The 21,400-nt window shown below is 74.8% G+C and carries 18 protein-coding genes; 4 read left to right on the top strand and 14 right to left on the bottom strand.

Annotated elements, in window-relative coordinates:
• Positions 1 to 45: 45 nt before the first annotated feature.
• Positions 46 to 2,727 carry a GNAT family N-acetyltransferase gene (locus tag ACIBPC_RS02155; protein WP_398840662.1) on the top strand — a complete coding sequence of 894 codons (2,682 nt, stop codon included), beginning with the start codon at positions 46 to 48 and terminating at the stop codon, positions 2,725 to 2,727.
• 15 nt (positions 2,728 to 2,742) lie between these two features.
• Here the strand turns inward: ACIBPC_RS02155 and ACIBPC_RS02150 are convergent, their stop codons facing one another.
• The 4 genes from ACIBPC_RS02150 to ACIBPC_RS02135 all read right to left on the bottom strand — a co-directional run bounded on the left by ACIBPC_RS02150 (position 2,743) and on the right by ACIBPC_RS02135 (position 6,728).
• A complete protein-coding gene (locus ACIBPC_RS02150; RefSeq protein WP_398841748.1) occupies positions 2,743 to 3,888 on the bottom strand; it encodes an RNA polymerase sigma factor in 1,146 nt (381 codons plus the stop codon).
• Positions 3,889 to 3,896: 8 nt separating this feature from the next.
• A complete protein-coding gene (locus ACIBPC_RS02145; RefSeq protein ID WP_398840660.1) occupies positions 3,897 to 4,304 on the bottom strand; it encodes a YciI family protein in 408 nt (135 codons plus the stop codon).
• A 139-nt stretch (positions 4,305 to 4,443) separates the two neighbouring features.
• Positions 4,444 to 5,193, bottom strand: coding sequence for an ABC transporter permease (locus ACIBPC_RS02140; RefSeq protein ID WP_362955330.1), 750 nt, complete (start codon positions 5,191 to 5,193; stop codon positions 4,444 to 4,446).
• A 95-nt stretch (positions 5,194 to 5,288) separates the two neighbouring features.
• Positions 5,289 to 6,728 carry a PLP-dependent aminotransferase family protein gene (locus ACIBPC_RS02135; protein WP_398840657.1) on the bottom strand — a complete coding sequence of 480 codons (1,440 nt, stop codon included), beginning with the start codon at positions 6,726 to 6,728 and terminating at the stop codon, positions 5,289 to 5,291.
• Between the two features lie 47 nt (positions 6,729 to 6,775).
• On the opposite strand from ACIBPC_RS02135, the gene ACIBPC_RS02130 reads away from it, so the two are divergent.
• Positions 6,776 to 7,291 carry a carboxymuconolactone decarboxylase family protein gene (locus ACIBPC_RS02130; RefSeq protein ID WP_398840655.1) on the top strand — a complete coding sequence of 172 codons (516 nt, stop codon included), beginning with the start codon at positions 6,776 to 6,778 and terminating at the stop codon, positions 7,289 to 7,291.
• Between the two features lie 178 nt (positions 7,292 to 7,469).
• On the opposite strand, the gene ACIBPC_RS02125 is transcribed toward ACIBPC_RS02130, so the two are convergent.
• The 5 genes from ACIBPC_RS02125 to ACIBPC_RS02105 form a co-directional block, all read right to left on the bottom strand.
• A complete protein-coding gene (locus ACIBPC_RS02125) occupies positions 7,470 to 8,675 on the bottom strand; it encodes an amidohydrolase (RefSeq protein ID WP_362955322.1) in 1,206 nt (401 codons plus the stop codon).
• A gap of 68 nt (positions 8,676 to 8,743) precedes the next feature.
• Positions 8,744 to 9,430 carry a GntR family transcriptional regulator gene (locus ACIBPC_RS02120; RefSeq protein WP_398840653.1) on the bottom strand — a complete coding sequence of 229 codons (687 nt, stop codon included), beginning with the start codon at positions 9,428 to 9,430 and terminating at the stop codon, positions 8,744 to 8,746.
• A gap of 281 nt (positions 9,431 to 9,711) precedes the next feature.
• Positions 9,712 to 9,936, bottom strand: coding sequence for a hypothetical protein (locus tag ACIBPC_RS02115; protein WP_362955316.1), 225 nt, complete (start codon positions 9,934 to 9,936; stop codon positions 9,712 to 9,714).
• Entirely contained in the window at positions 9,929 to 10,348 is a 420-nt protein-coding gene (locus ACIBPC_RS02110; RefSeq protein WP_362955314.1) for a hypothetical protein, read from the bottom strand. The genes ACIBPC_RS02115 and ACIBPC_RS02110 overlap by 8 nt, the downstream gene beginning before the upstream one ends.
• A 90-nt stretch (positions 10,349 to 10,438) precedes the next feature.
• On the bottom strand, positions 10,439 to 11,662 hold the full coding sequence (locus ACIBPC_RS02105) for a helix-turn-helix transcriptional regulator (protein WP_362956453.1): 1,224 nt from the start codon (positions 11,660 to 11,662) through the stop codon (positions 10,439 to 10,441).
• Between the two features lie 431 nt (positions 11,663 to 12,093).
• Here ACIBPC_RS02105 and ACIBPC_RS02100 point away from each other — a divergent pair, with 431 nt between their 5' ends.
• Complete coding sequence (locus ACIBPC_RS02100) at positions 12,094 to 12,936, top strand: alpha/beta fold hydrolase (protein WP_398840650.1); 843 nt, start codon at positions 12,094 to 12,096, stop codon at positions 12,934 to 12,936.
• Positions 12,937 to 12,942: 6 nt separating this feature from the next.
• Here ACIBPC_RS02100 and ACIBPC_RS02095 read toward each other — a convergent pair whose 3' ends face one another.
• From ACIBPC_RS02095 to ACIBPC_RS02080, 4 genes are all read right to left on the bottom strand, one after another.
• Positions 12,943 to 13,845, bottom strand: coding sequence for an aminoglycoside phosphotransferase family protein (locus ACIBPC_RS02095; protein ID WP_398840648.1), 903 nt, complete (start codon positions 13,843 to 13,845; stop codon positions 12,943 to 12,945).
• Between the two features lie 41 nt (positions 13,846 to 13,886).
• On the bottom strand, positions 13,887 to 14,177 hold the full coding sequence (locus ACIBPC_RS02090; protein WP_362955305.1) for a hypothetical protein: 291 nt from the start codon (positions 14,175 to 14,177) through the stop codon (positions 13,887 to 13,889).
• A 150-nt stretch (positions 14,178 to 14,327) separates the two neighbouring features.
• Positions 14,328 to 18,341, bottom strand: a complete 4,014-nt coding sequence (locus tag ACIBPC_RS02085) for a discoidin domain-containing protein (RefSeq protein ID WP_398840646.1) — start codon at positions 18,339 to 18,341, stop codon at positions 14,328 to 14,330.
• Positions 18,342 to 18,729: 388 nt separating this feature from the next.
• Positions 18,730 to 19,740 (bottom strand): aldo/keto reductase, encoded by a 1,011-nt coding sequence (locus ACIBPC_RS02080; protein ID WP_398840644.1) that lies wholly within the window; start codon positions 19,738 to 19,740, stop codon positions 18,730 to 18,732.
• A gap of 164 nt (positions 19,741 to 19,904) precedes the next feature.
• On the opposite strand from ACIBPC_RS02080, the gene ACIBPC_RS02075 reads away from it, so the two are divergent.
• Positions 19,905 to 20,534 (top strand): TetR/AcrR family transcriptional regulator, encoded by a 630-nt coding sequence (locus tag ACIBPC_RS02075; protein ID WP_398840642.1) that lies wholly within the window; start codon positions 19,905 to 19,907, stop codon positions 20,532 to 20,534.
• A gap of 46 nt (positions 20,535 to 20,580) precedes the next feature.
• On the opposite strand, the gene ACIBPC_RS02070 is transcribed toward ACIBPC_RS02075, so the two are convergent.
• Entirely contained in the window at positions 20,581 to 21,171 is a 591-nt protein-coding gene (locus ACIBPC_RS02070) for a TetR/AcrR family transcriptional regulator (RefSeq protein ID WP_362955293.1), read from the bottom strand.
• Positions 21,172 to 21,400 lie beyond the last annotated feature (229 nt).

Genomic DNA, 21,400 nt, shown 5'->3' with positions numbered 1-21,400 from the left:
GCCTAACTTCACCCTGGCAGGGCGGGAAGAGCTTTGGGGGCTCCGATGACCATCGACATCCACCGCGACGACCTCGGCATACCGCACCTGCGCGCCGCCGACGCGCGCGAACTCGCCCACGCCCAGGGCCTGAACGCCGCCCGCGACCGCGCCTGGCAGATCGAGGTGGAGCACCGCCGCCTGCGCGGCACCTCGGCCGCCCTCCTCGGCGCGGACGCCGCGGCCTGGGACGTCCTCGCCCGCCGCGCCCGCCTCGCGCACACCGCGCGGCTGTGCTGGCTCGCGCTCGACGACGCCACCCGCGACTGGCTCGCCGCGTACACCGAGGGGGTCAACGCCGCGCTGCCCGAAGCCGCCCGCGAGGCACCGGAGTTCGCCGCCACCGGCGCCGCGCCCGCCCGCTGGCAGCCCTGGGTGCCGCTCGGCATCTGGCTGTCGGCGCACCTGCTGTTCACCGGCATGCCCGCGAAGCTGTGGCGCGCCGAGGCGGCCCACCGCGTCGGCGACGCGACGGCCGGGCTGTTCGCCAGCGGCGGCATCGGCACGGCGGGCAGCAACGGCTGGCTGCTCACCGGCGGACACACCGCGTCCGGCGCCCCGCTGCTCGCGGGCGACCCCCACCGGTACGTCGAGGACCCCGGCGGCTACCAGCAGATACGCCTGGCCTGCCCCGAGTTCGACGTCGTCGGCTTCGCCGTCCCCGGCGTCCCCGGCATCCCGCACTTCGGCCACACCGGCAGCGTCGCCTGGGGCATCACCCACGCCATGGCCGACTACCAGGACCTCTACCGCGAACGCCTGCGCCGCACCGCCGACGGCGGCGTCGAGGCGCTCGGCCCGGACGGCTGGCGCCCTGCGGAGCACGGCACCGAGACCGTCGAGGTGGCGGGCGGCGCGCCGGTGGCCGTGGAGGTGGTCGAGACGGAACGCGGGCCGGTCGTCGTCGGCGGCCCCGACGACCCCGAGGCGATCAGCCTGCGCCATGTCCCGCGCGTCACGCGCGACCTGGGGTTCGCCGCGCTCCCCCGCCTGCTGCGTGCCAGGACCGTCGCCGACGTGGACCGCGCGTGCGACGCGTGGGTCGAGCCGGTGAACGTGCTGATGGCCGCCGACTCCGAGGGCGGCACCCTGCACCGCGTCACCGGCCGCGTCCCGGTGCGGCACCACGCCAACCGGCTGCGCCCCGTGCCCGCCTGGGAGGCGCGGTACGCGTGGCGGCCCGGCGCGTACGAGCCGCTCCCCCGCGCCCGGGTCACCGGGCTCGCGGTGATGGCGAACGAGGCGGGGCTCGCCGCGCCGCTCGGCGTCGAGTTCACGCCGGGCCACCAGCACCGGCGCATCACCGCGCTGCTGACCGGCGCCACCGGCCTGACGGCCTCGGACATGGCGGCCGTGCACGCCGACACCCTCGCGGGTGACACCGCCGCCGTCCTCGGGCCGCTGGCCGCGCTGGACGGCCTCGCGGCGGACGCGGCGCTGCTGCGGAAACGTCTCCTCGCCTGGGACGGCCGGATGGACGCCGGCTCGGCCGACGCCGCCGCGTACGCCGCCGTCCGCGCCGCGTGCGCCCGGCTGCTGGCGGGCAGGCCGGAGTTCGCCGCGCTCAGGACGCTCGCCCGCGACGGCCTGACCGGCGGCGACCCGGCGGACGGCAGGCCGGGCGCCGCGTACCCCGAGGCGCTGTGGCCCTGGCTGGACCTCAGGCCCCGCGTCGCCTTCGCGCTGCGCAACCTGCTCGCGCCGGGCGCCGTTCCCGGGCTCGACCCGGCCGCGCTGGTGCGGGCGGCCGTGGAGGAGGTCGCCGCCGCCGGGGGCGAGGAGCGCACCTGGGGCGAACGGCACCGGCTCGCGCCCTGGCGCGCGCTCCCCGGCGTGCCGTCCGACGCCGAGACGGCGGGTCTGTCGGGCGACCACGACTGCGTGCTCGCCACCGCGAGCGTCCCCGGCGTGACGGACCTGAGCGCGCGCGGCCCCGTGGCCCGTTACGTGTGGGACCTGGCCGGGCGCGACGGCGGCAGCTGGATCGTGCCCTTCGGCGCGCACGGCACCGCGGGACACCCCCACCACCGCGACCAGGCGCCGCTGTGGCGTGAGGGGCGGCTCGCGCCGGTCGTCACCGACTGGGCGCGGCTGGCGCACGAGGAGTCCATGACGCCGCGCACGCCCGGCCGGGCCGTGTTCACGCGCGCGGTCCCCGGCTTCGGCACCGTGACGCTGACGCCGGTGGACCCGGCGGGCGACCTGGAGCTGATCCACGCGTGGGTCGCGGAGGAACGCGCCCGCTTCTGGGGCATGACCGGCGCGGGGCGCGAAGGGGTGCTGGAGATCTACGAGTTCCTCGACTCGCTGGACACGCACCACGCGTACGTCGTCCGCCGCGACGGCACGCCCGTGGCGCTCTTCCAGACGTACGACCCGGCCGCCGACGAGGTGGGGGCCCACTACGACGCGCGCGAGGGCGACATCGGCGTCCACCTGCTGATCGCCCCGCCCCCCGGCCCGCTGCGGCGCGGCTTCACGACCGGGCTGATGCCGGTGCTGATCGCGTTCGTGTTCGCCGACCCGGCCGTCCGCCGCCTCGTCGCCGAGCCCGACCTGCGCAACGACAAGGCCATCGAACGCGCCCTGCGCACCGGCCTCGTCCTCGGCCCGCTGATCGACCTGCCCCACAAGCGCGCCCGGCTGGCGTTCCTCTCCCGCGAGGCGGCGGAACGCGCGGCCGGGTGACCGGCGCGCGCGCCGTCAGCCGCGCGGGCGGGCGTTGAGGCGGGCGGCCTGGCGCGTCAGGTGCTCGCGCTCGCGGAGGTCGGGCGCCTTGTGGGCCGCCTCCGCGTACAGCCGCGCCGCCGTCACCGGGTCGCCGTCGCGTTCGTGGAGGTACGCCGCCACCGCCGCGTGGCGGGGCAGCGAGGCGTCCAGCTCCGCCAGCGCCTTCAGCCCGGCGCGCGGCCCGTCCGCCTCGCCGACGGCCACGGCCCGGTTGAGCAGGACGACGGGGTTGCCGGTCAGGCGCGCCAGCTCGTCGTACCACTCGACGATCTGCACCCAGTCGGTCTCCCCGGCCGTGGGCGCGTCGGCGTGCAGGGCCGCGACGGCGGCCTGGGCCTGGAACTCGCCGAGCCGGTCGCGGGCCAGCGCGCCCTGGAGGATCGCGATGCCCTCGGCGATCGCGGCGGTGTCCCACCGGCTCCTGTCCTGCTCGGCCAGCGGCACCAGGCTGCCGTCGGGCGCGGTCCTGGCGGCGCGCCTGGCGTGGTGGAGCAGCATGAGGGCGAGCAGCCCCGCCGCCTCGGGGTGGTCGACGCGGGGCGCGAGCCGGCGGGTGAGGCGGATGGCCTCGGCGGCGAGGTCGACGTCGCCCGAGTAGCCCTCGTTGAAGACCAGGTAGAGGACGCGCAGCACGGTGGCGACGTCGCCCGGCTGGTCGAAGCGCACGCCGGACACGGTGCGTTTGGCCCGGCTGATGCGCTGCGCCATCGTCGCCTCGGGCACCAGGTACGCCTGGGCGATCTGGCGGGTGGTCAGCCCGCCGACGGCGCGCAGCGTGAGCGCGACGGCGGACGACGGCGTCAGCGAGGGGTGGGCGCACAGGAAGTAGAGCTGGAGCGTGTCGTCCGTCGCGGGCGCGGGGCCGGGCGCGGGCTCCTCGTCGGCGCGGTCCTCGCGGCGGCGGCGCGCGGCGTCCGCGCGCGCCTGGTCGAGGAACTTGCGCCAGGCGACGGTGACCAGCCAGCCCTTCGGGTCGCGCGGCGGGTCGTCCGGCCAGACGCGGACCGCCTCGACCAGCGCGTCCTGCACGGCGTCCTCGGCCGCCGCGAAGTCGGCTCCGCGGCGGACGAGGACGGCGATGACGCCGGGCGTGAGGCTGCGCAGCAGGGCCTCGTTCATCGGCAGGGTCACTCCGAGACGGTGCGGTGCTCGCCCAGGAACGGGCGGACTTCCAGCCACTCGTGGATCGGCCTGCCGCCCGCGCCCGGGGCGGCCGACAGCTCCCCGGCCAGCTCGATGGCGCGTTCGCGGGTGTCCACGTCGATCACCATCCAGCCGGCGATGAGGTCCTTCGTCTCGGCGAACGGGCCGTCGGTGACCGGCGGGCGGCCCTCGCCGTCGTAGCGGACCCACAGCCCGTCGGGGGAGAGCGCCTGGCCGTCGACGTACTCGCCGGTCTTCTCCAGGCGGTCGGCGAAGTCGTTCATGTACTTCAGGTGCGCCGAGATCTCCTCGGGCGTCCACCGGTCCATGGGGACGTCGTTCACCGCCGCCGGGTTGCCGCGGTAGTGCTTGAGCAGCAGGTACTTCGCCATGGTGTCTCTCCTCGGTACGTGGTGCGAGCCCATTGTGGTCGCGTTCTTCGCAGCGGGGACGGAGCCGGTCGCGCGTTCTCGACATCGCCGCGGGATTTTTCTGAGAAGTTTTTTTCGGGCTCCTGTTGGGTCCGCCGGGTCAGCGGTGGAGACGGGCCCGTGCGACGAGTTCCAGGACGGCCGCCACGGCGACGGCCTGCACCGCCATCAGCGCGACCAGCACGAACAGCTGCACCGCGCCCGCCTGCGCGGGGGACGCCCCGCCGAGCAGCATCCCGACGAACGCGCCGGGCAGCGTCACCAGCCCGACCGTACGCGTCTGGTCGAGGCCGGGGAGCAGCGCGCCCGAGGCGGCGGGCCTGGCGATCTCCAGCCGCGCCTCGCGGTCGGGCAGGCCGAGGGCGAGCGCGGCCTCGACCTCGCCGTGCCGGGTGGTCAGCTCCTCCAGGGCGCGGCGCCCGGCGAGCGTGGTGGCGGTGAGCGCGCCGCCGGTGAGGATGCCCGCGACGGGGACGAGGGTGACGGCGTCGGGCGGGACGAGCCGGGTGAGCAGCAGCGTCAGCAGGACGGGCGCCGTTCCGGCCAGGATCGGCACGGCGGCCCACGGCCACGACGGGCCCGGGGTGATCCGCCGGCCGGCCGTGACCGTGGCGACGGTGACCATCAGCGCGACGAAGGCGAACTGGCCCGCGACCTGGCCGGTCACCCAGCCGATGACGACGGAGACGGCGGCGAGCTGGGCACAGGCCCGCAGTCCCGCGGTGACGATCCGCCGGGCGTGGCTCCGGCCGTCGTCGCCCACGAGGTGGAAGACCGCGGCCACCGCGGCGGCGGCGATGAGCAGCGCCGCCATGACGGCGCCGAGCACCGGTGTCGTGGGCAGCAGCACGTGGGACGCCCCCTGTTCTTCCCTCGTTCCCTCGCGCGCGCAACGGCGGGCCGCGCCGCATGGCAGGGGCAGCGTAGTGCCGGGCGGTGGCGGGGTCAGGCGCCGGGGCGGATGGCGGGACGGATGGCGGCGGTGACCGCTTCGACGGTCGCGGCGAGTGCCGCCTCGTACCGCTGCGCGCGGGGCGCCCCGTAGCCGATGGCGAGGGCCGGGCGGCGTGCGGCGCGGCGGGGGGCGGCGGCGAAGGTGCGGAGTCCTTCGAGGAGCAGCCCCCGTTCGCGGGCGGCCTGTTCGACGCGCTCCTCGGGCGTGCCTGGCGGCAGTTCGAGGAGGCAGTGCAGCCCGGCGGCGAGGCCGGTGACGCGGCAGCCGGGCAGCGCGTCCGCGACGAGGGCGGCGAGCCGTTCGCGGCGGGCGCGGTAGCGGGCGCGGAGGCGGCGGACGTTGCGGTCGTAGTGGTGCTCCTCCATGAAGACGGCGAGCGTCAGCTGGTGCAGCGCGTCCGCGCCGCCGCCGGCCGACGCCGTCGAGTCGAGGAGGGCGGGCAGGAAGCCGTCCGGCACCATCGCCCAGGCGAGGCCGACGGCGGGGGCGAGGGCCTTGCTGGCCGTTCCGGCGTAGAGCACGTGTCCGGGCGCGAGGGCCTGGAGGGCGCCGATGCTGCGCCGGTCGTAGCGGAACTCGCCGTCGTAGTCGTCCTCGACGACCAGCCCGCCGGTCCGTTCGGCCCAGCGCACGGCCTCGACGCGGCGCGCCGCCTCCAGGGGCACGCCGGTGGGGAACTGGTGCGCGGCGGTGAGCAGGACAGCGCCCGCGCCGGTGCCGGGGAGGGCCGCGATGTCGGCGCCGCCCTCGTCCACCGGGAGCGGCACGGGGGTGAGGCCCGCCGCGGTAATGATCCGGCGGTGCCGCTCGTGCCCGTACTCCTCGACGGCGATCCGGCGTACGCCGCGGGTGCGGAGCGTGCGGCAGACGTGGGCGAGGAGGTCGCCGAAGCCGCGGGTGACGAGGACGTGCTCCGGGTCGCCGTGTACGCCGCGGGTGCGGGCCAGGTAGTCGGCGAGGACGCGCCGGAGGGTGGCGGTGCCCTGCGTGGGCGGGTAGCCGAGGTCGGCGTCGGGGGCGCGGGTGACGGCCGTGCGGGCCGCCGTGGCCCAGGCGCGGCGGGGGAAGCCGCTGACGTCGGGGATGCCGCAGCGCAGGTCGAGCGGCGGGGTGCCGGGGGCGGGGCGCCGTGCGGAGGGGCGGGGGTGTCCGGCGCGTTCGCCGACCCAGGTACCGGCGCCGACGCGTGCCTCGCACCAGCCTTCGGCGACGAGCTGGGCGTACACGTCGGCGACGGTGTTGCGGGCCACGCCGAGGTCGGCGGCCAGGGTGCGGGAGGCGGGGAGGCGGGTGCCGGGGGTGAGGCGGCCGTCGGCCATGGCGGTGCGGAGGGCGTGCTCCAGCGCCCGCGCGGGGCGGGTGGGGGACTTTTCCAGGTGGAGCTGGAGGTGGAGGTCGAGCCCTGCGGGATTGGCCCAGTTTTCCGGCATGACATTGCACTGTAGACCCGGGCCGATCGGGACGTAGCGTCGGCGGCATGAACACAGGCACCACCACCACCGAACCGGCCACCCGTACCTACGTCCCGATCCCCCGGCGTCTCGACTTCGACGCCCTGGCACCCGTCTTCTCGCGGGCGGTGAGCGCGCTGGACGACGGCGCCACGGCCGAGCTCGACCGCGCGGGGATCGACGCGCAGCTGCGCGAGTTCGTGCGGCTGCGGGCGTCGCAGCTCAACGGGTGCGCGTACTGCGTCGATGTCCACACCGCCGCTGCCCGGGAGGCGGGGGCGACGGACCAGCGGGTGCACGCGGTCGCGATATGGGAGGACTCGCCGTTCTTCACGGCGCGGGAGCGGGCGGCGCTGGCGCTGACCGAGTCGGTGACGCGGCTGAGCGAGACGCACGTCCCGTCGTCCGTCGTGACGGGCGCGCTGGCGGAGTTCTCGGAGGAGGAGACGGCGGCGCTGATCGCGCTGGTCATCGCGATCAACACATGGAACGCGATCGGTGTCGCCACCCGCTGCTGGAGCCCGCAGCCGAAGGGCGACTGACGCGGGCGGCGGCCGGATGGGTTCACCCGTACGAGCGATACCCATCCGGCTACGCGGCGCTTACGGTGAAGCCATGAACGGTTACCGTGAGTCACGAATTGGTCTGTCCGGGCGGCCGCCGGGGCCGTCGGCGGCGCTGTCGCCTGGGCCCCGGGCGGGGCCGCCCGGGGCGCGGCGGTCAGACCAGCGCCAGCCCGTCGGCGACGACGCGCCCGGCCCGCAGGACGGTGCGGTCCGTGCCCCGGTCCATGACGGCCGAGGCGACCGTGTCCCCGTCCACCAGCAGCAGGTCCGCCTCGTCGCCCACGGCCACGCCGGGGCGGTCGGCGACGGACGCGAGGCGCGGCAGGTCCGCGTGCAGGATCGACGCGCCGCCGCGGGTGGCGACGGCGACGCAGTGCTCGATCAGGTCGTCCGCGCGGTAGCGGTTGGTGAAGGCGAGCTGCCAGGTGCGGTCGAGCATGTCGCCGTTGCCGTAGGGCGACCAGAAGTCGCGCTGCCCGTCCTCGCCGAGCCCGACGCGCACGCCCGCCTCCGTCAGTCCGGCGAGCGGCAGGGCGCGCGTCTGCGCCGGGGCGACTGTGGCCATGGCGATGTCGAGATCGGCGAACTCCTCGGTGAGCCGCCGCGTCGTCGCTTCGTCCACGCCGCCGAGGTCGTACGCGTGGGAGATCGTCACCCGCCCGGCCATGCCGAGGGCGCGGACGCGCTCCAGGATCAGGTCCACGCTGAAGACGCCGAGGTGCGCCGGCTCGTGCAGGTGGATGTCCACCGGCGCCCCGTGCTTCTCGGCGAGGCCGAAGACGATGTCCAGGTGCCGCACGGGGTCGCGGTCCAGCGTGCAGGGGTCGATGCCGCCGACGACGGCAGCGCCCGAGGCGAGCGCCCGGTCCATCAGCTCGGGCACGCCCTTCTCGCGCAGCAGACCGGCCTGCGGAAAGGCCATGATCTCGACCTCGCAGCGGCCCGCGTGCGCCTCCTTGGCGGCGAGGACGCCCTCGAAGCGCTCCAGGCCGCAGTCGGCGTCTATCTGGGCGTAGCTGCGGACGCGGGTCGTGCCGCGTTCGATCATGCGGCCGAGGGTGTGGGTGGCGCGTTCGGCGACGGTCCACGGGTCCTCGCGCCAGTGCGCGCGGTCGTTCATCGTCATGCCCCAGACGCCGGGGGCGCCGGTGTGGGGGCGGAAGGGCAGGCCGATGCGGGTGGAGTCGAGGTGGCAGTGCACGTCGGAGAACGACGGCAGCGCGATCCGGCCGCGGCCCTCCACGGTCTCCCGGCCTTCCCGGCGCGCCGGGTCGTGCGGGTGGAGGGCGGTGATGCGGCCGTCCTGGATCTCGATGTCGCTGGGGTCGCCGCCCCAGGGGCGGACGTCGGTGACGAGCACGGGTCGTTCTCTCCTTGCGGAAGGGGGCGCGGATGGGCGCGGGGAAGGTGGCGGGATGGGGGGCGGGGTCAGCCGGGCGGGAGGACACCGGCCAGGGTGGCGAGCGACGGCTCCCGGCCCCGTTCGATGTGGGCGTACGCCAGCGCGCCGGCCAGGTCGGCCTTGCCCGCGTGGATGGCGGCGCAGATGTCCCGGTGCTCGGCGCACTGGACGCGGGGGTCGCGTCCGCCGGTGAGCGTGAACACCCACTGCATGAGGCCGAGGGACGGCTGGAGGGCGTTGGACAGCAGCCGGTTCCCGGTGGTGGCGACGATCTCGGCGTGCAGGGCGGTGTTGGCGGCCGGGATGTCCCGCGCGTCGCCGCGCCGGGTGGCGTCCTCCGCCGCCTCCATGGCCTCGCGCAGCCGCTCGCCGCCCGTGCCGCGCCCGCGGGCCTCGGCGGCGCGGCGCGCGGCGAAGACCTCCAGGCTGAGGCGCAGGTCGAAGAGTTCGGCGACGTCGCGCAGCGACAGGTTCCGCACCGAGGCGCCGCGCCGGGGCGAGATCTCGACCAGGCCCTCCCCCGCCAGCCGGGTCAGCGCCTCGCGGACCGGGATGCGGGAGAAGCCCAGGGTGTCGGACAGGTCGCGTTCACGCAGGCGGGCGCCGGGCGGGTAGGTGCCGGAGAGGATGGCGGCGCGGAGGGTCCGTTCCGCGTGGTCGGCGTGGGAGGTGGCGCCGGGCTCGGGGGCCTGGTCGGCGGGTGTGTCCGGCACGGCGTCTCACCGGCCGTCCGGGCGGACGGGCGCGGCGGTGCCGCCACGTCGGCGGGTGCGCATGCGGACCTCCTGCGGATGGGGGTGCGGGCCGCTCCGCGTGCCCGGTCGGTCCGGGGGCGGAGACGAGGCGACCCTAGCACTTGGCATACCAGACGCCGATCCGTCGGGGAGCGGGGCGGCCATTGCACCAGCTGGCAGGGAGAGGGCGTTGGCGACTCGGACCGGCTCAGGCAGGCCCGGTATACCAAACGCCTCTGCGCCCGGTCGTCGCCCCGCGCTCATCCCGCCGCACGGTCCACCGCCTGTTCGACCGCCAGGCCGCAGGGACGGGGGCGCTGCTCGCAGGCGTGCTCGGTCCTGACCGGGGTGGAGCGCATGCAGTAGCAGCACCGTATGCGCTCCACCACGGGCGGCAGCCCGCGTCCCGTTATCACCGTGATCTCCGGGTCGGGGTCCCGCACCGGCGCGGGCGTCAGCACCAGCGGGCGGTACCGGTCAGCCACACGACTCCACCGCCCCGAACACCCGCGTCAGCGCCGCGTACAGCGCGTCCGGATCGGTGAGGCACCGCCCCGACGGCCGGTACACCAGCCACTGCGCCTCGCCCTCCCCGGTCCACGGCTGGCCGACGCGGTCGGCGGGCGGCACGGCGAGGATGTTGCCCCGGCCGAGCGCCCGGACCCCCGGCGGCCAGTCGCGGCGGCCCGCCGTGCCGGGCGGGACGAGCCAGTGGAGGACATGGCGCACGCGGTCCTCCACCACCGGCCCGCCCCGGCCGGCGGACTGGAGCCGCGTGAACGCGTAGAGGCCCTGGAACTCCGGCACCCGCACGGCGTCGAACCACTCGCCGAGCGGCCGTGCCCGCACACGGCCGTCGTACGGCAGCCAGTCGGGGAGAGAGACTTGGGAACGCACCTGGCACCCCCGCCATGATCGGTGATCGACTGACCACAGAAAGTAATGGCCCGTATGCGGCCCAATATGAACGGCGGGAATATCCGCAGGTCAGTCGTCCAGGTGGAACCTTGACGACATCCGCCGGAGACGTTCGGAGACCCCGGCACGCCCCGCGCTCCTGATGCGGCGCAGCGTGGCGCGCGCGATCGGGTGGTTGCGGATCAGCTGCGGCGCCGTCGCCTCGGCGATCTCCAACTCGTGCAGCGCCCGGTCGCGTTCGCCCGACCACAGGTACGCGCGCGCCAGGTCGAGACGGTAGTGGCCCCGCCGGGAGCGCGGCAGCGACTCCAGCGCGCCGGGTTCCATCTCGCGGTGCAGGCGCAGGGCTTCGGACTGGTGGCTCATCTCCAGCTCGACGTTGACGGCGTGTATCGACACGTTGCCCCGGCTGAACGTCAGGCTGTGCCGGTCGAACGGGAGGAGCGCGCCGCCGAGCCGCCCGGCCGCCTCGTGCGCCTGCGCGATGCGGTGCCGCGCCTCCCCGGCCCGGGAGGCGCGGGCGGCGGAGACGGCGGCGCGCAGCTGGAGCGAGCCCCACACGCGCACGGCCGCCGGATCGCCGCGCCCGTAGAGCGGTTCGACGCGGTGCAGCGCCTTGTCGGACAGCGCCATCGCGTCGTCCCAGTCGGCGGTGGCCCACATGTCCCACACCCGCATCCAGTCGGCGACGGCGGGCAGCAGCTCGTCGCCCGACCGGTCGGCGGCCCAGGCGGCGCGTTCGCAGGTCATCGTGACCAGTTCGGGGTGCCCGAGCGCGTGCGCGGCGGTGTGGCCGAACTTGCAGACGACCGCGTAGACACCGAACGCCTCCTCGCGCTGCCGCCCCCGCGACACCTCCACGAGGGCGCGGGCCTCGCGGAGCAGGTCGGGCAGGAGGGCGAGGATCGACGTGTTCTTCGCGTCGTCGCGCAGGCCGTGCAGCCCGCGGGTCTCGGCCCACAGCACCGGCGCGGGGCGCGGCGTGCCGTCGAAGACGGGCGCGAGGTCGTAGCGGCGCAGTTCTCTTATGATCGACGCCGCCGAGACGCGCCACTGGTTGGCGGACGCGGTGGTGCGGTAGGGGCGTTCGATCAGCTCGTTGGGGTGGATGTGCAGCACGCTGGCGACCGCGTTGATCATGCTCGTGCGGTCCAGCTCGATGCGGCCCTTCTCGGCCTTGGAGACCCAGCCCTGGGTGTAGCCGAGCGCGGCGGCGACATCCGCCTGCGTCAGTCCCAGCCTGAGCCGCGCGTCCCGCATGCGCTGGCCGATGCTCTGCGCGTCGTCCATCAGACGGCCATGCCTTCGGCGGCGGACAGGAACTGATTCATGATGGTCCCTCACGGTGTTCCAGCGAATGGCACTCAGGACGCTACCCCTCAAGGGAGTTGGGGCAAGCGCACGGACAAGCCGCCCTGCGGCTCAGGCCACAGCCGCTCAACTCGCGCGCTTTCCACGTCAGTTGTCCCACCACACCGCTGTCCGCACCAGCCCTCTGGCCGGATAGGGCACCCCGCCGGTCATCTCATCGGCGGCCTTACCACCCGCCGTTGCCGGACCGACGTGCGGTGACGCGGGGATCGGCCGCTTCGGACCCGGGGCACTCCGCTCGTGGGACGGAGAGGCCGTCGCCCGAAGCGCCACGCTCCTCGTCCCGCGCCGTTCGCGCGGGAGTGAGCGGACCAACTCCGGGTCGACCGTCCCCGCGGTGCAAGACTGGGCCGGTGTTCGCCGAGAGTCATGTCACCGTCTCCGCCGATCCGGACGTGCGGCTGTTCGTCGCCCGCAGCGACGGGCCCCCCGGGCGCACGCTGCTGGTGATCCACGGCGGCCCCGACTGGGACCACTCCTACCTGCGCGAACCCCTCGCCCGCCTCGCCGGGCGCCACTGCCTCGTCCTCCCCGACCTGCGCGGCTGCGGGCGCTCCACACGCGGCCTGCCCGACGACGCGTACTCCCCCGCCGCCGCGACGGCCGACCTCGTCGCGCTGCTCGGCACCCTCGGCACGGAACCGGTCGACGTCCTCGGCTTCTCCTACGGCGGCCTGCTCGCCCAGCGCCTCATCCTGGCGGCGCCGGAGCGCGTACGGCGGCTGGTCGTCGCGTCGAGCAGCGTCCTGCCGGTGCCGCCCGACGCCTACGGGGACCTGCCCGAGCGCGCCGCCGAGGCCGCCGTGTGGGCCGACCCGTCGCTGTCCGGCCCTGCCCTGACGCGCGCGGCGGCCGTCGCGGGCGCCCGCGCGAACGTCCGGCGCGCCGAGGCGCTCCCCCACTACCTGCGGCTGCTGGACGGCGTGCGCTTCTCCGCCGAGTGGCTGCGCCCCCTGCGCGCGGGCACACTCCCCAGCCCCCGCGTCCCCGACGCCGCGGCACGCCTCGCCGCCCTCGGCGTCCCCCTGCTCCTGCTGCACGGGCGGCAGGACCTGGTGTTCCCGGCGTCGCTGGTCGAGGAGACGGTGCGGCTGATCCCCTCGGCGCGCGGCGTGGTCCTGGAGGAGGCGGGCCACATGGCGCACATCGACCAGCCCGACGCGTGGCTCGCCGCCGTGGCCGACCACCTCGCCTGACGGCGGTCAGGGTGTGTCGGTGAGGACTTCCTCGATCACGCGGGCCTGTTCGGTGTCCGTGGGGTCGGCCGCCAGGACGATGAGGGCCTTCCAGAGTGCCCAGCCGCGTGCGCGTGCCCATGTGCCGGGGTCCTGGGCGACGGCTTCGCGGAAGGCCGCGCGTGATCTGCCGTGGAAGAGTGTCCACGCGATGACCAGGTCGCACGCCGGGTCGCCGACGCCCGCGGTGCCGAAGTCGATGACGGCGGCGAGGCGTCCGTCGCGCACCAGCAGGTTGCCGTACGCGATGTCGCCGTGGAACCAGACGGGCGTGCCGTCGAACGGGGTGGCGAGCGCCGCCTCCCACACGGCGCGTGCACGGTCGGTGTCCACCATGCCTTCGAGCGCCGTCAGGGCGCGGCGCGTCCCGTCGTCGTAGTGGCCGGGCGGGCCGCCGCGCCAGAAGCTGTGGGCGCCGTGGCCGGGGCCGCCGTCCGCCGTGTCGGCCTTCTGGAGCGCGGTGATGAAGCCCGCGACGTCCAGGGCGAACGCGGTGAGGTCGCCGAGGCGTTCCGGCCGGGCGGTCTCGCCGTCCAGCCAGCCGCGCACGGACCAGTCGTACGCGTAGCCCTCGCCGGGGCGGCCCTGGCCGAGGATTCGCGGGATGGGCAGCGGGAGTTGCGGCGCGAGGAAGGGCAGCCAGCGGTTCTCCTTGCCGACGGCGAGGGCGTATCCGGCGGCGGTGGGCAGGCGCGCGGTCATGCGGTCGCCGAGGCGGTAGGTGCGGTTGTCCCAGCCGTCGACCGCGACCGGTGTCACGGGCAGGCCGGCCCACCGCGGGAACTGGGCGGCGACCAGGCGGCGTACGAGCGCGGCGTCGATCCCGGCGCGGCCGTCGCGGGGCGCGGAGGGCACGGAGGGGGTGGGCATCCGGCGATGCTGTCCCCGCGTGCCGGGGCCGCGCAACGGATTTACGGGCGGGGGTGGACGCTGCCGGTCCACACGTCGGCCGTGCCGGGCGGGTCCCAGCGGACCTCGACGTCGGCGCCGTGCAGGTCCCTGGCCAGTTCCACGACGAGGGCGGTCGCCGCGCTGCGGGCGGCGTCCGGGTCGGTGTCGGCGAGGGCGCGGGCGAGGCGGCCGGAGGCCATGCCGCCCTCGGGGGTGAGGATGCTGTGCCGCCAGCCGTCGGGGGTCCGGAGCAGGACGATCCCCTCGGGCATCCCTGACGGCGGGTGCCGGTGTGCGGAAGTGTTCCCCATCGTCATATTCCACGGGTATCGGTCGGCGGCACGGCGTCCGGCGGGCGGCGGGACGGCGACACCGGGGCGAAGGTACGGCGTGCGGCGGGGCCGCCCGCGTGGGGCGGCCCCGCCTGGGTGGCGCGGGTGGTTCGGGTCGTGCCGGTGGCGCTAGTCGTTGACGATGAAGCGGAAGGTGCTGGTGGTGTTGCGGAAGTTCTCCGCGTTCCCGCTCAGCGTCAGGTTGTTGAACGTGGCCGAGCCGACCGCCGGGCCCTGGCCGGGCTCCGGCATCTCGTTCGCCCAGACCCCGATGCCCGACTTGTGGTCCCAGCGATCGCCGCTGCGCCGGGCGCCGGTGATGGTGACGTCCGTGAGGACCGTGTCCGTCACCGGGTTCTGCGGCTGGCCGCCCACATAGTTGGTCTGGAACATGATGCCGACGTACGTGGGGTCGATGATGTCGACGTCGCTGATCCTGATGCCCTGGAAGACCTTCGACGCCGAGAACAGCCAGATGCCGGGGAAGACCTGGTCGCCCCAGAAGTGGCCGCCCGCCCGTTCGATGGTGATGTTCTCGAAGCGGGTCGGGGTGGTGCCGAAGCCGTTCATCGGGTAGCCGAAGTCCAGCGAGCTGATGGTGATGCCCGAGTAGACCAGGGTGTCGGCGACGCGGATGTTGCGGAACACGTTGTCGTAGCCGCCGTAGACGGCGATGCCGGCCGCGCGCCAGGTCAGCGTGGACGTGAGGTTCTCGTACACGTTGCTGTGCTCGTCGGCGCCGCCCGCGTCGATCGCCGAGAAGAGCGCGAAGCTGTCGTCACCGGTGGCGCGCGCGTCGTTGTTGGTGACGTGGTTGTGCGTGCTGCCGTTGGTCATGTTGACGCCGTCGGCGAACATGTTGCGGATACGGGAGTTGCTGATGGTGATGCGGTCGGTGTTGGCGCCCCAATAGAGGCAGACCATGTGCTCGTTCCAGATGTCGTCGATCTCGATGTCCGCGACGTTGGAGAAGTCGAAGACCTTGCCGGGACCGTCGATGCGGGAGTCGTAGTTGCCGAAGTAGGCGAAGTGCGCGAACCGCGAGCCCGCCGCCTGCTGTTCGGCCCGGAAGCCGATGTCGGTGTTGGACTGCCCGGAGGGCGCGTGGAAGCGGGTGTACCAGACACCGGCGCCCACGACCTGGACCGGCTTGCCGTAGACCTGGAACTTGCTGGACGTCTGGTAGTCGCCCGGCGGCAGGTAGACGCCGGTCAGGGTGCCCGTGGTGTCCATCCGGACGCGGTCCAGGGCGTTCTGCACGTCCTGGTGGCCGAATCCGGCGGGGGTCACGTAGCGGGCCGGGTCGGGGTTGGGGAGGACGGAGACCTGCTCCGTGTCGATGAAGTCGAACGTGTACTGGGAGGTGTTGGCCGCGTCCTTCTGGAGGCGGATGGTGCTGCCGGCCGGGATGGTCTGGTCGAACAGCAGGTTCGCCTCGTCGTAGATGTGGCGCGGGCCGCCCGCCGAGGGGGAGTTGCCGGGGCTCGCCTCGTTGCCGTACAGCCAGGCGTAGCGCGAGGTGAGGGGGAGGGCCTGGCGGAACTGGCCGTTCACGTAGACGTTGATCGTGCTGTTGATGCCGCCGCCGCCCGCCGCGTCCGGGATGGAGAAGCGGGTCACCAGCGTGTTGGTCGCGCCGCGGGTGGTGAACTCGACGTACTCGCCGGTCGCGTCGAGGGTGACGGCGCGGCGGCCCGAGGCCTCGCCCGCGAGGTGGCCGACGTCGCGGCTGGGGCCGATGACGGTCGCGCCGCCGCCGGTCCTGCCGTCCTCGGCCTCGTAGGTGGTGTACGGCATGTGCGCGCCGCGGCCGACCGCGATGGCGCGGCTGGTCGTGTTGTTCTGGCGCTTGACCGGGATCTCGTTGGCGTCGGCGGCGACCGCGGCGGACAGCGTGTAACTGCCGTTGGCGGCCGTCCAGTTGCCGAGGCTGATGACGGCCGACGTCGCCCCGGGCGCGAGGGCCCCGGTGAACGTGCCGGTCTGCGTGCGGACGGTCTGGCCGTCCGAGTTGACCAGCGTCAGCGTGACCGGGTGCGCGCCGCCCGCCGAGGCGAGGGTGCCGCGGTTCTCCAGGCGCGCGCTGAACGTGACCTGGTCCCCGGCGCTGGGCGTCGAGGGGTCGGAGGTGAGGGCCGTGACGACGAGGTCGGAGCTGGGCACCGGCTCGACGACGAGCGGCGCGGGCCGTTCGAAGGTGTTGTTGGCCTCGTTCTGCTCCGAGACGGCGTTCTCCGGGTCGACCTCGGCGGCCAACGTGTGCGAGCCCTCGGTGAGTTCGCCGACGCTCGCGCTGACGTTCACCGTGGCACCCGCCGCGACGGCGGGGACGGTGGCGGTGGCCGCCTCCTCGTCGTCCACGAGGAACGTGACCTGCGTCGCCGGGGAGGCGACCGGGCCGGTGTTCCGCACGGTGGCGGTCAGTTCGACGTCGTCCGACTCCAGCGGGGTCGCGGGGTCGGCGGTGATGGCCGAGACGTCGAGGTCGGGCGCCGGGGCGGGCTCGCCGTGGACGAGCAGCTCGGCGACCTGCCCGGCGGGGGCGCCGGTGTTGGAGGCGAACGACAGGCGCACGTCCGTGGCGCGTCCGCTGACGGGGACGGTGACGGAGTTGCCGGTCGCCGGGGAGAAGGCGTAGTCGGCGGCGGGGACGAGCGTGGTGAAGGAGCCGTTCGCCGTGGCGCGGCCGAGGACGGCGAAGCGCTGCGTGCGCGGGCCCCACTCGTTGCCGGGGTTGAGGCGGACGGTCAGCGACGTCAGGTCGGCGGCGGGGCCGAGCTGGACGGTCAGGGTGCCGGGCCAGGCGCCGGAGCCGCCCTCCCAGTAGGTGTTGACGTTGCCGTCGTTGGCGTTCGTGGCGATGAAGGTGTGGACGTACGAGGACGCGGTGATCGGCTTGCCCTGGGCCAGTTCGCGCGCGTCGCCCGAGCCGCCCGCGCGGCGGGTGACGCTGGCGCTGTTCGGCGACTGGTTGCCCGCGGCGTCGCGCGCGCGGACGTAGTACGTCAGCGTGGTGCCGGTCGGCTGGGTGTCGGTGTAGGAGGTGGCGTTCCCGGCGACGCGGGAGCGCAGCGTGTCGTTGACGTAGACGTCGTAGCCCGCGACGCCCGTGTTGTCGGTGGAGGCGGACCAGGTCAGGCGGATCTGTCCCGGCGAGGGCTCGGTCAGCGCGAGGTTGCCCGGGGCGGTCGGGGCCTGGGTGTCGCCGGACTGGGAGCCGTAGATCTCCAGTTCGCCGATCTGGGCGCCGTTGTAGCCGGTGTTGGCGCTGACGAGGACGCGGATGTAGCGCGTGGTCGTGCTGTCGAACGCGAGGGTGACGGAGTTGCCGCCGCTCGCGTTGTCGAAGCGCTGGCCCTGCTCGGCGGTCAGGTCGGTGAACGTGGTGCCGTTGTCACTGGCCTGGATCTTCAGCGTCTGGGTGCGGGCGCTCCACGTGGTGGGCACGCGCAGGACGACGCGGTTGACGGAGCGGGACGAGCCGAGGTCGGCGCGCAGCCACTGCGGGAAGCCGCCGGCGCTCTGCCAGAAGGTGGCGCGGTCGCCGTCCTTGGCGGCGCCGGGGGCGTTGCCCTGGGAGCTGCTGCTGGCGGCGAAGGTGGCGGCGGTGGCCAGGTTGTCGCCGGACTCCTCGGAGGAGTGGACCTCCAGTTCGGAGAGCTGGGCGGCGCCCCAGCCGGTGTTGTTGGTGATCTCGACGCGGACGTAGCGCGTCTGCACGTCGTGCAGCGGGATCGTCACCGTGTTGCCGTCGGCGGGGTCGAAGACGTGGGTGGCCGAGGCGGCGAGGGTGGTGTAGCCGGAGCCGGTGAGGCTGCCCAGGACCGAGAGGGTCTGGGTGCGGCGTTCCCAGTGGGTGGGGAGCTTGAGCCGGACCTCGGCGACGCGGTTGGTGGCGCCGAGGTCGACCTGGGCCCACTGCGGGTAGGCGGCGCCCGCGCTCTCCCAGTAGGTGGCCTGGTTGCCGTCCGAGATGTTGGGCGCGTTGTAGGGGTTGTTGGAGCTGCTGGCGGTGGCGGTCTTGCCCACGCCGATGTTCGCTGCGGCGGCGGTCATGGCGCCGACCGACATGCCGGTCAGCACCATGAACATCGCGACCAGGGCGGCGGTCAGCGCGCGCGCTCTGGATCGTTGGCCTCTCATGCGGTTCCCAATCTCCGGCCCCGGCGCGGACGCGCGGGGGGTCGCGGCTCCTGGTGACGGGTGGTCCCCGTGGTTCTGCCTGTGCTTCCTCTTTGTGCGTGATCATGTACATGATTTTGCAGATTTCCGTCAGAGAGTTGCAGTCAACTGCGGGGCTGTCCACCGTTCGCGCACGGGGGAAAACGGGTGCGGGGTACGGGTGTCCGCGACGCGGCGGGCGGTACGCAAGCGCGCCCCATCGCGTGAACTGGCGCTTGCACGCCGTCTTGACAAGGGGACCCATCAACCCGCAAGCGGCGCAAGGAAATTACGTCCCGATTGCGTAAGGCCGGGACGGGCGTCCCGGCGGTGGGTCACGTGCCGGGGGAAGGCGGCCGGGCGGCGCGGCTCAGCCGAGGCCGAACCGTTCGGCGATCTCCGGGGGCAGCGGCGGGCGGTTGGCCCCGGCGACCTGCCCGGCGAGCGGTTCGAGCGCGGCCAGGTCGGCGTCGGTCAGCCGCAGGCCGGACGCGCCCGCGTTCTCCTCCAGGCGGGCCGCGCGCCGCGAGCCGGGGATCGGGACGACGGGCACGCCGAACCGTTCGCCCTGCCGCAGGAGCCAGGCGAGCGCCACCTGCGCGGGGGTGGCGCCATGGGCGGCGCCGATGTCCGCGACGGCCGCGACGAGCGGGGCGTTGCGCACCGCGTTCTCCTCGTCGAAGCGCGGTATGGCGTGGCGTACGTCGGAGTCGTCGAGGCCGCGCGACGTCGTGTACGCGCCGGTCAGCAGGCCGCGGCCGAGCGGGGAGTACGGCACCACCGCGGCGCCCGCCTCGGCGCACGCGGGGACCACGGACTCCTCGATGCCCCGGTCGAAGAGGGACCACTCCATCTGCACGGCGGCGATCGGGTGGATCCCGGCGGCGGCGCGTATCTGGGCGGCGGAGACGTTGGACAGGCCGAGCGCGCGGACCGTGCCCGCGGCGACCAGTTCCGCCATCGCGCCGACGGTCTCGGCGATGTCCACGGCGGGATCGGGGATGTGGAGGAAGTAGAGGTCGATGCGGTCGGTGCCGAGCCGCCGCAGGCTGGCCTCGGCGGCGCGGGGGACGTAGGCGGCGTCGCCCCTGACCTCCAGGGTCATGTGCCCGTTCTCGTCCAGCTGGCCGCCGAACTTGGTGGCCAGCACGATCTCGTCGCGCCGTCCGCCCGCGAACCACCGCCCGAGCAGCCGCTCGTTGGCCCCCACCCCGTAGACGTCGGCGGTGTCCCACAGGGTGACGCCGAGGTCGGCGGCGCGCTCCAGCGTGCGCAGCGACCCGGCGTCGTCCACCGGGCCGTAGTGGTCGCTCATGCCCAGGCAGCCGAGTCCGATCGCGGAGGACTCGATCCCGGACCCGCCGAGCGGAACAGAGCGCATGTCACCGGTCCCTTCACTGGGCATCCGTGTCCGCGCGCGGGACGCGCCCGTCGTGGACGGGGGATCTCACCGCGCGGCATGATGGCCGGGCGGGTGCGGCCGTAAGGAACGGCGCCGTTCACTGTTCCACGCGGTGCGCCGCCCGTGCAAGGAGGTCTCAGGACATGCGAGGCCAGGACGTGCGAGGCGGGGGTTCCCTGAACGCGCCCGCCGGTGCGGCGGCGCCCCGGGCGGGCACGCGGCGGCGCGGCGACGATCTGCGGACGGCCATCCTCGGCGCCGCGCTCGGCCAGCTGCGCGAACACGGCTACACCGGCCTGACCATGGAGGGCGTCGCCGCCGCCGCGCGGACGGGCAAGGCCGCGCTCTACCGGCGCTGGGACAACAAGGACGCCCTCGTCGAGGACGCGCTCGCCAGCGCCCTGCCCGCCCCCGCCGAGCTGCCCCTCACCGGCGACACGCGCGCCGACCTCCTGCTCCTGCTGCGCGCGGTCGCGGACGGGTTCGCGCTGTCGCGGGACGCGGCGTTCCGCGCCGCCGGGAGGGGGGCCGGCGCGCATGCCGTGACGCTCGTCCATGACCGCGTGGTCGTCCCCGCCCAGGCGCGCGTGCGCGACCTCGTCAGGGCGGGCGTGGCGGCGGGCAGGTTCCGCCCCGGCGCGGACAACGCGCGGACGGCGGCGGTGGGACCGGCGATGCTCGTGCTGCGCTTCGTCACCGAGGGGCCGGACGTGCCGGACGGCTATCTGGAGCAGGTCGTGGACGACGTCGTCCTGCCGCTGCTCGCCCTCTGACGCGCCCGGCGGGCTGCGAGGTGAATCGGCCGATTCACCTCGGGGGTCACCCGGCGGCGCGCAGGCCCGCCGTCACGATCCCGATCACGCGGCTCCGCCCGTCGCCGTCGTCGGGGCGGGAGAGGCAGCCGACCAGCATGGCGTTGATGTCGGCCATGTCGATGCCGGGCCGCACCGCGCCCGACTCCTGTGCCCGCAGCAGGAGTTCGTACAGCCATCCCAGCACGTCGCGGTCGGGGTCGGCGGTGATGGACGCGCAGTCGAAGCCCGCGCCCTTCAGCGCGTCGGCGAGGCCGCGGTCGACCGCGCCCTCCCGCACGAGGAAGGTGAAGTACGCCAGGAACGCCTCACCCGGCTCCGCCGAGTCCGCGAGGGCGCGGGCGCGCTCGACGTAGCGCGCGAAGCGGTCGCTGAGGACGGCGACGAACAGCGCCTCCTTGGTGGGGAAGTGGCGGCTGACCGTGCCGGTCCCCACGCCCGCGCGGCGCGCGATCTCCTGCACGGGAACGGACAGCCCCTCGGTGGCGAACGCGTCGCGCGCGGTGTCGAGGATGTGCGCGCGGTTGCGGCGCGCGTCGGCACGCAGCGGGCGCCCCTGTGTCGTGTCCGGTTCGGCGTGGTCGGTCGGTGTCGCCATGGGTACGGTCCGCTCTCGTGGAGGGCGTCGGTGCCCGGTGGGCCCGGCCCGCTGGGGGAACGTCCGTATCGTAGCTCCGTTCGCCCGATATCCACCGCCCTGGGCGGGAGTTGGCACCCCGGACCGGAAGCCCGCCCTCCGGCCCACGGCGCCCGCGCACGCGCACGGCGCGGGGGCAACGGGCGGCGGGCGCGGGCGGGTTCGGCGCGGCGCCCGGCACACCTCCTGA

This window comes from Streptomyces sp. NPDC049879, from assembly GCF_044461265.1.
In the GTDB taxonomy this organism is placed as follows: Bacteria; Actinomycetota; Actinomycetes; order Streptomycetales; family Streptomycetaceae; genus Streptomyces.
Note: the sequence above shows the minus strand (reverse complement) of the source record. Positions and strands in the feature narration are given on the sequence as shown.

Coding starts and splice junctions, on each gene's coding strand:
- ACIBPC_RS02155 (WP_398840662.1), top strand. CDS start 46: ATGACCATCGACATCCACCGCGACGACCTCGGCATACCGCACCTGCGC.
- ACIBPC_RS02150 (WP_398841748.1), bottom strand. CDS start 3,888: ATGAACGAGGCCCTGCTGCGCAGCCTCACGCCCGGCGTCATCGCCGTC.
- ACIBPC_RS02145 (WP_398840660.1), bottom strand. CDS start 4,304: ATGGCGAAGTACCTGCTGCTCAAGCACTACCGCGGCAACCCGGCGGCG.
- ACIBPC_RS02135 (WP_398840657.1), bottom strand. CDS start 6,728: ATGCCGGAAAACTGGGCCAATCCCGCAGGGCTCGACCTCCACCTCCAG.
- ACIBPC_RS02130 (WP_398840655.1), top strand. CDS start 6,776: ATGAACACAGGCACCACCACCACCGAACCGGCCACCCGTACCTACGTC.
- ACIBPC_RS02095 (WP_398840648.1), bottom strand. CDS start 13,845: ATGCCCACCCCCTCCGTGCCCTCCGCGCCCCGCGACGGCCGCGCCGGG.
- ACIBPC_RS02090 (WP_362955305.1), bottom strand. CDS start 14,177: ATGGGGAACACTTCCGCACACCGGCACCCGCCGTCAGGGATGCCCGAG.
- ACIBPC_RS02085 (WP_398840646.1), bottom strand. CDS start 18,341: ATGAGAGGCCAACGATCCAGAGCGCGCGCGCTGACCGCCGCCCTGGTC.
- ACIBPC_RS02080 (WP_398840644.1), bottom strand. CDS start 19,740: ATGCGCTCTGTTCCGCTCGGCGGGTCCGGGATCGAGTCCTCCGCGATC.
- ACIBPC_RS02075 (WP_398840642.1), top strand. CDS start 19,905: ATGCGAGGCCAGGACGTGCGAGGCGGGGGTTCCCTGAACGCGCCCGCC.
- ACIBPC_RS02070 (WP_362955293.1), bottom strand. CDS start 21,171: ATGGCGACACCGACCGACCACGCCGAACCGGACACGACACAGGGGCGC.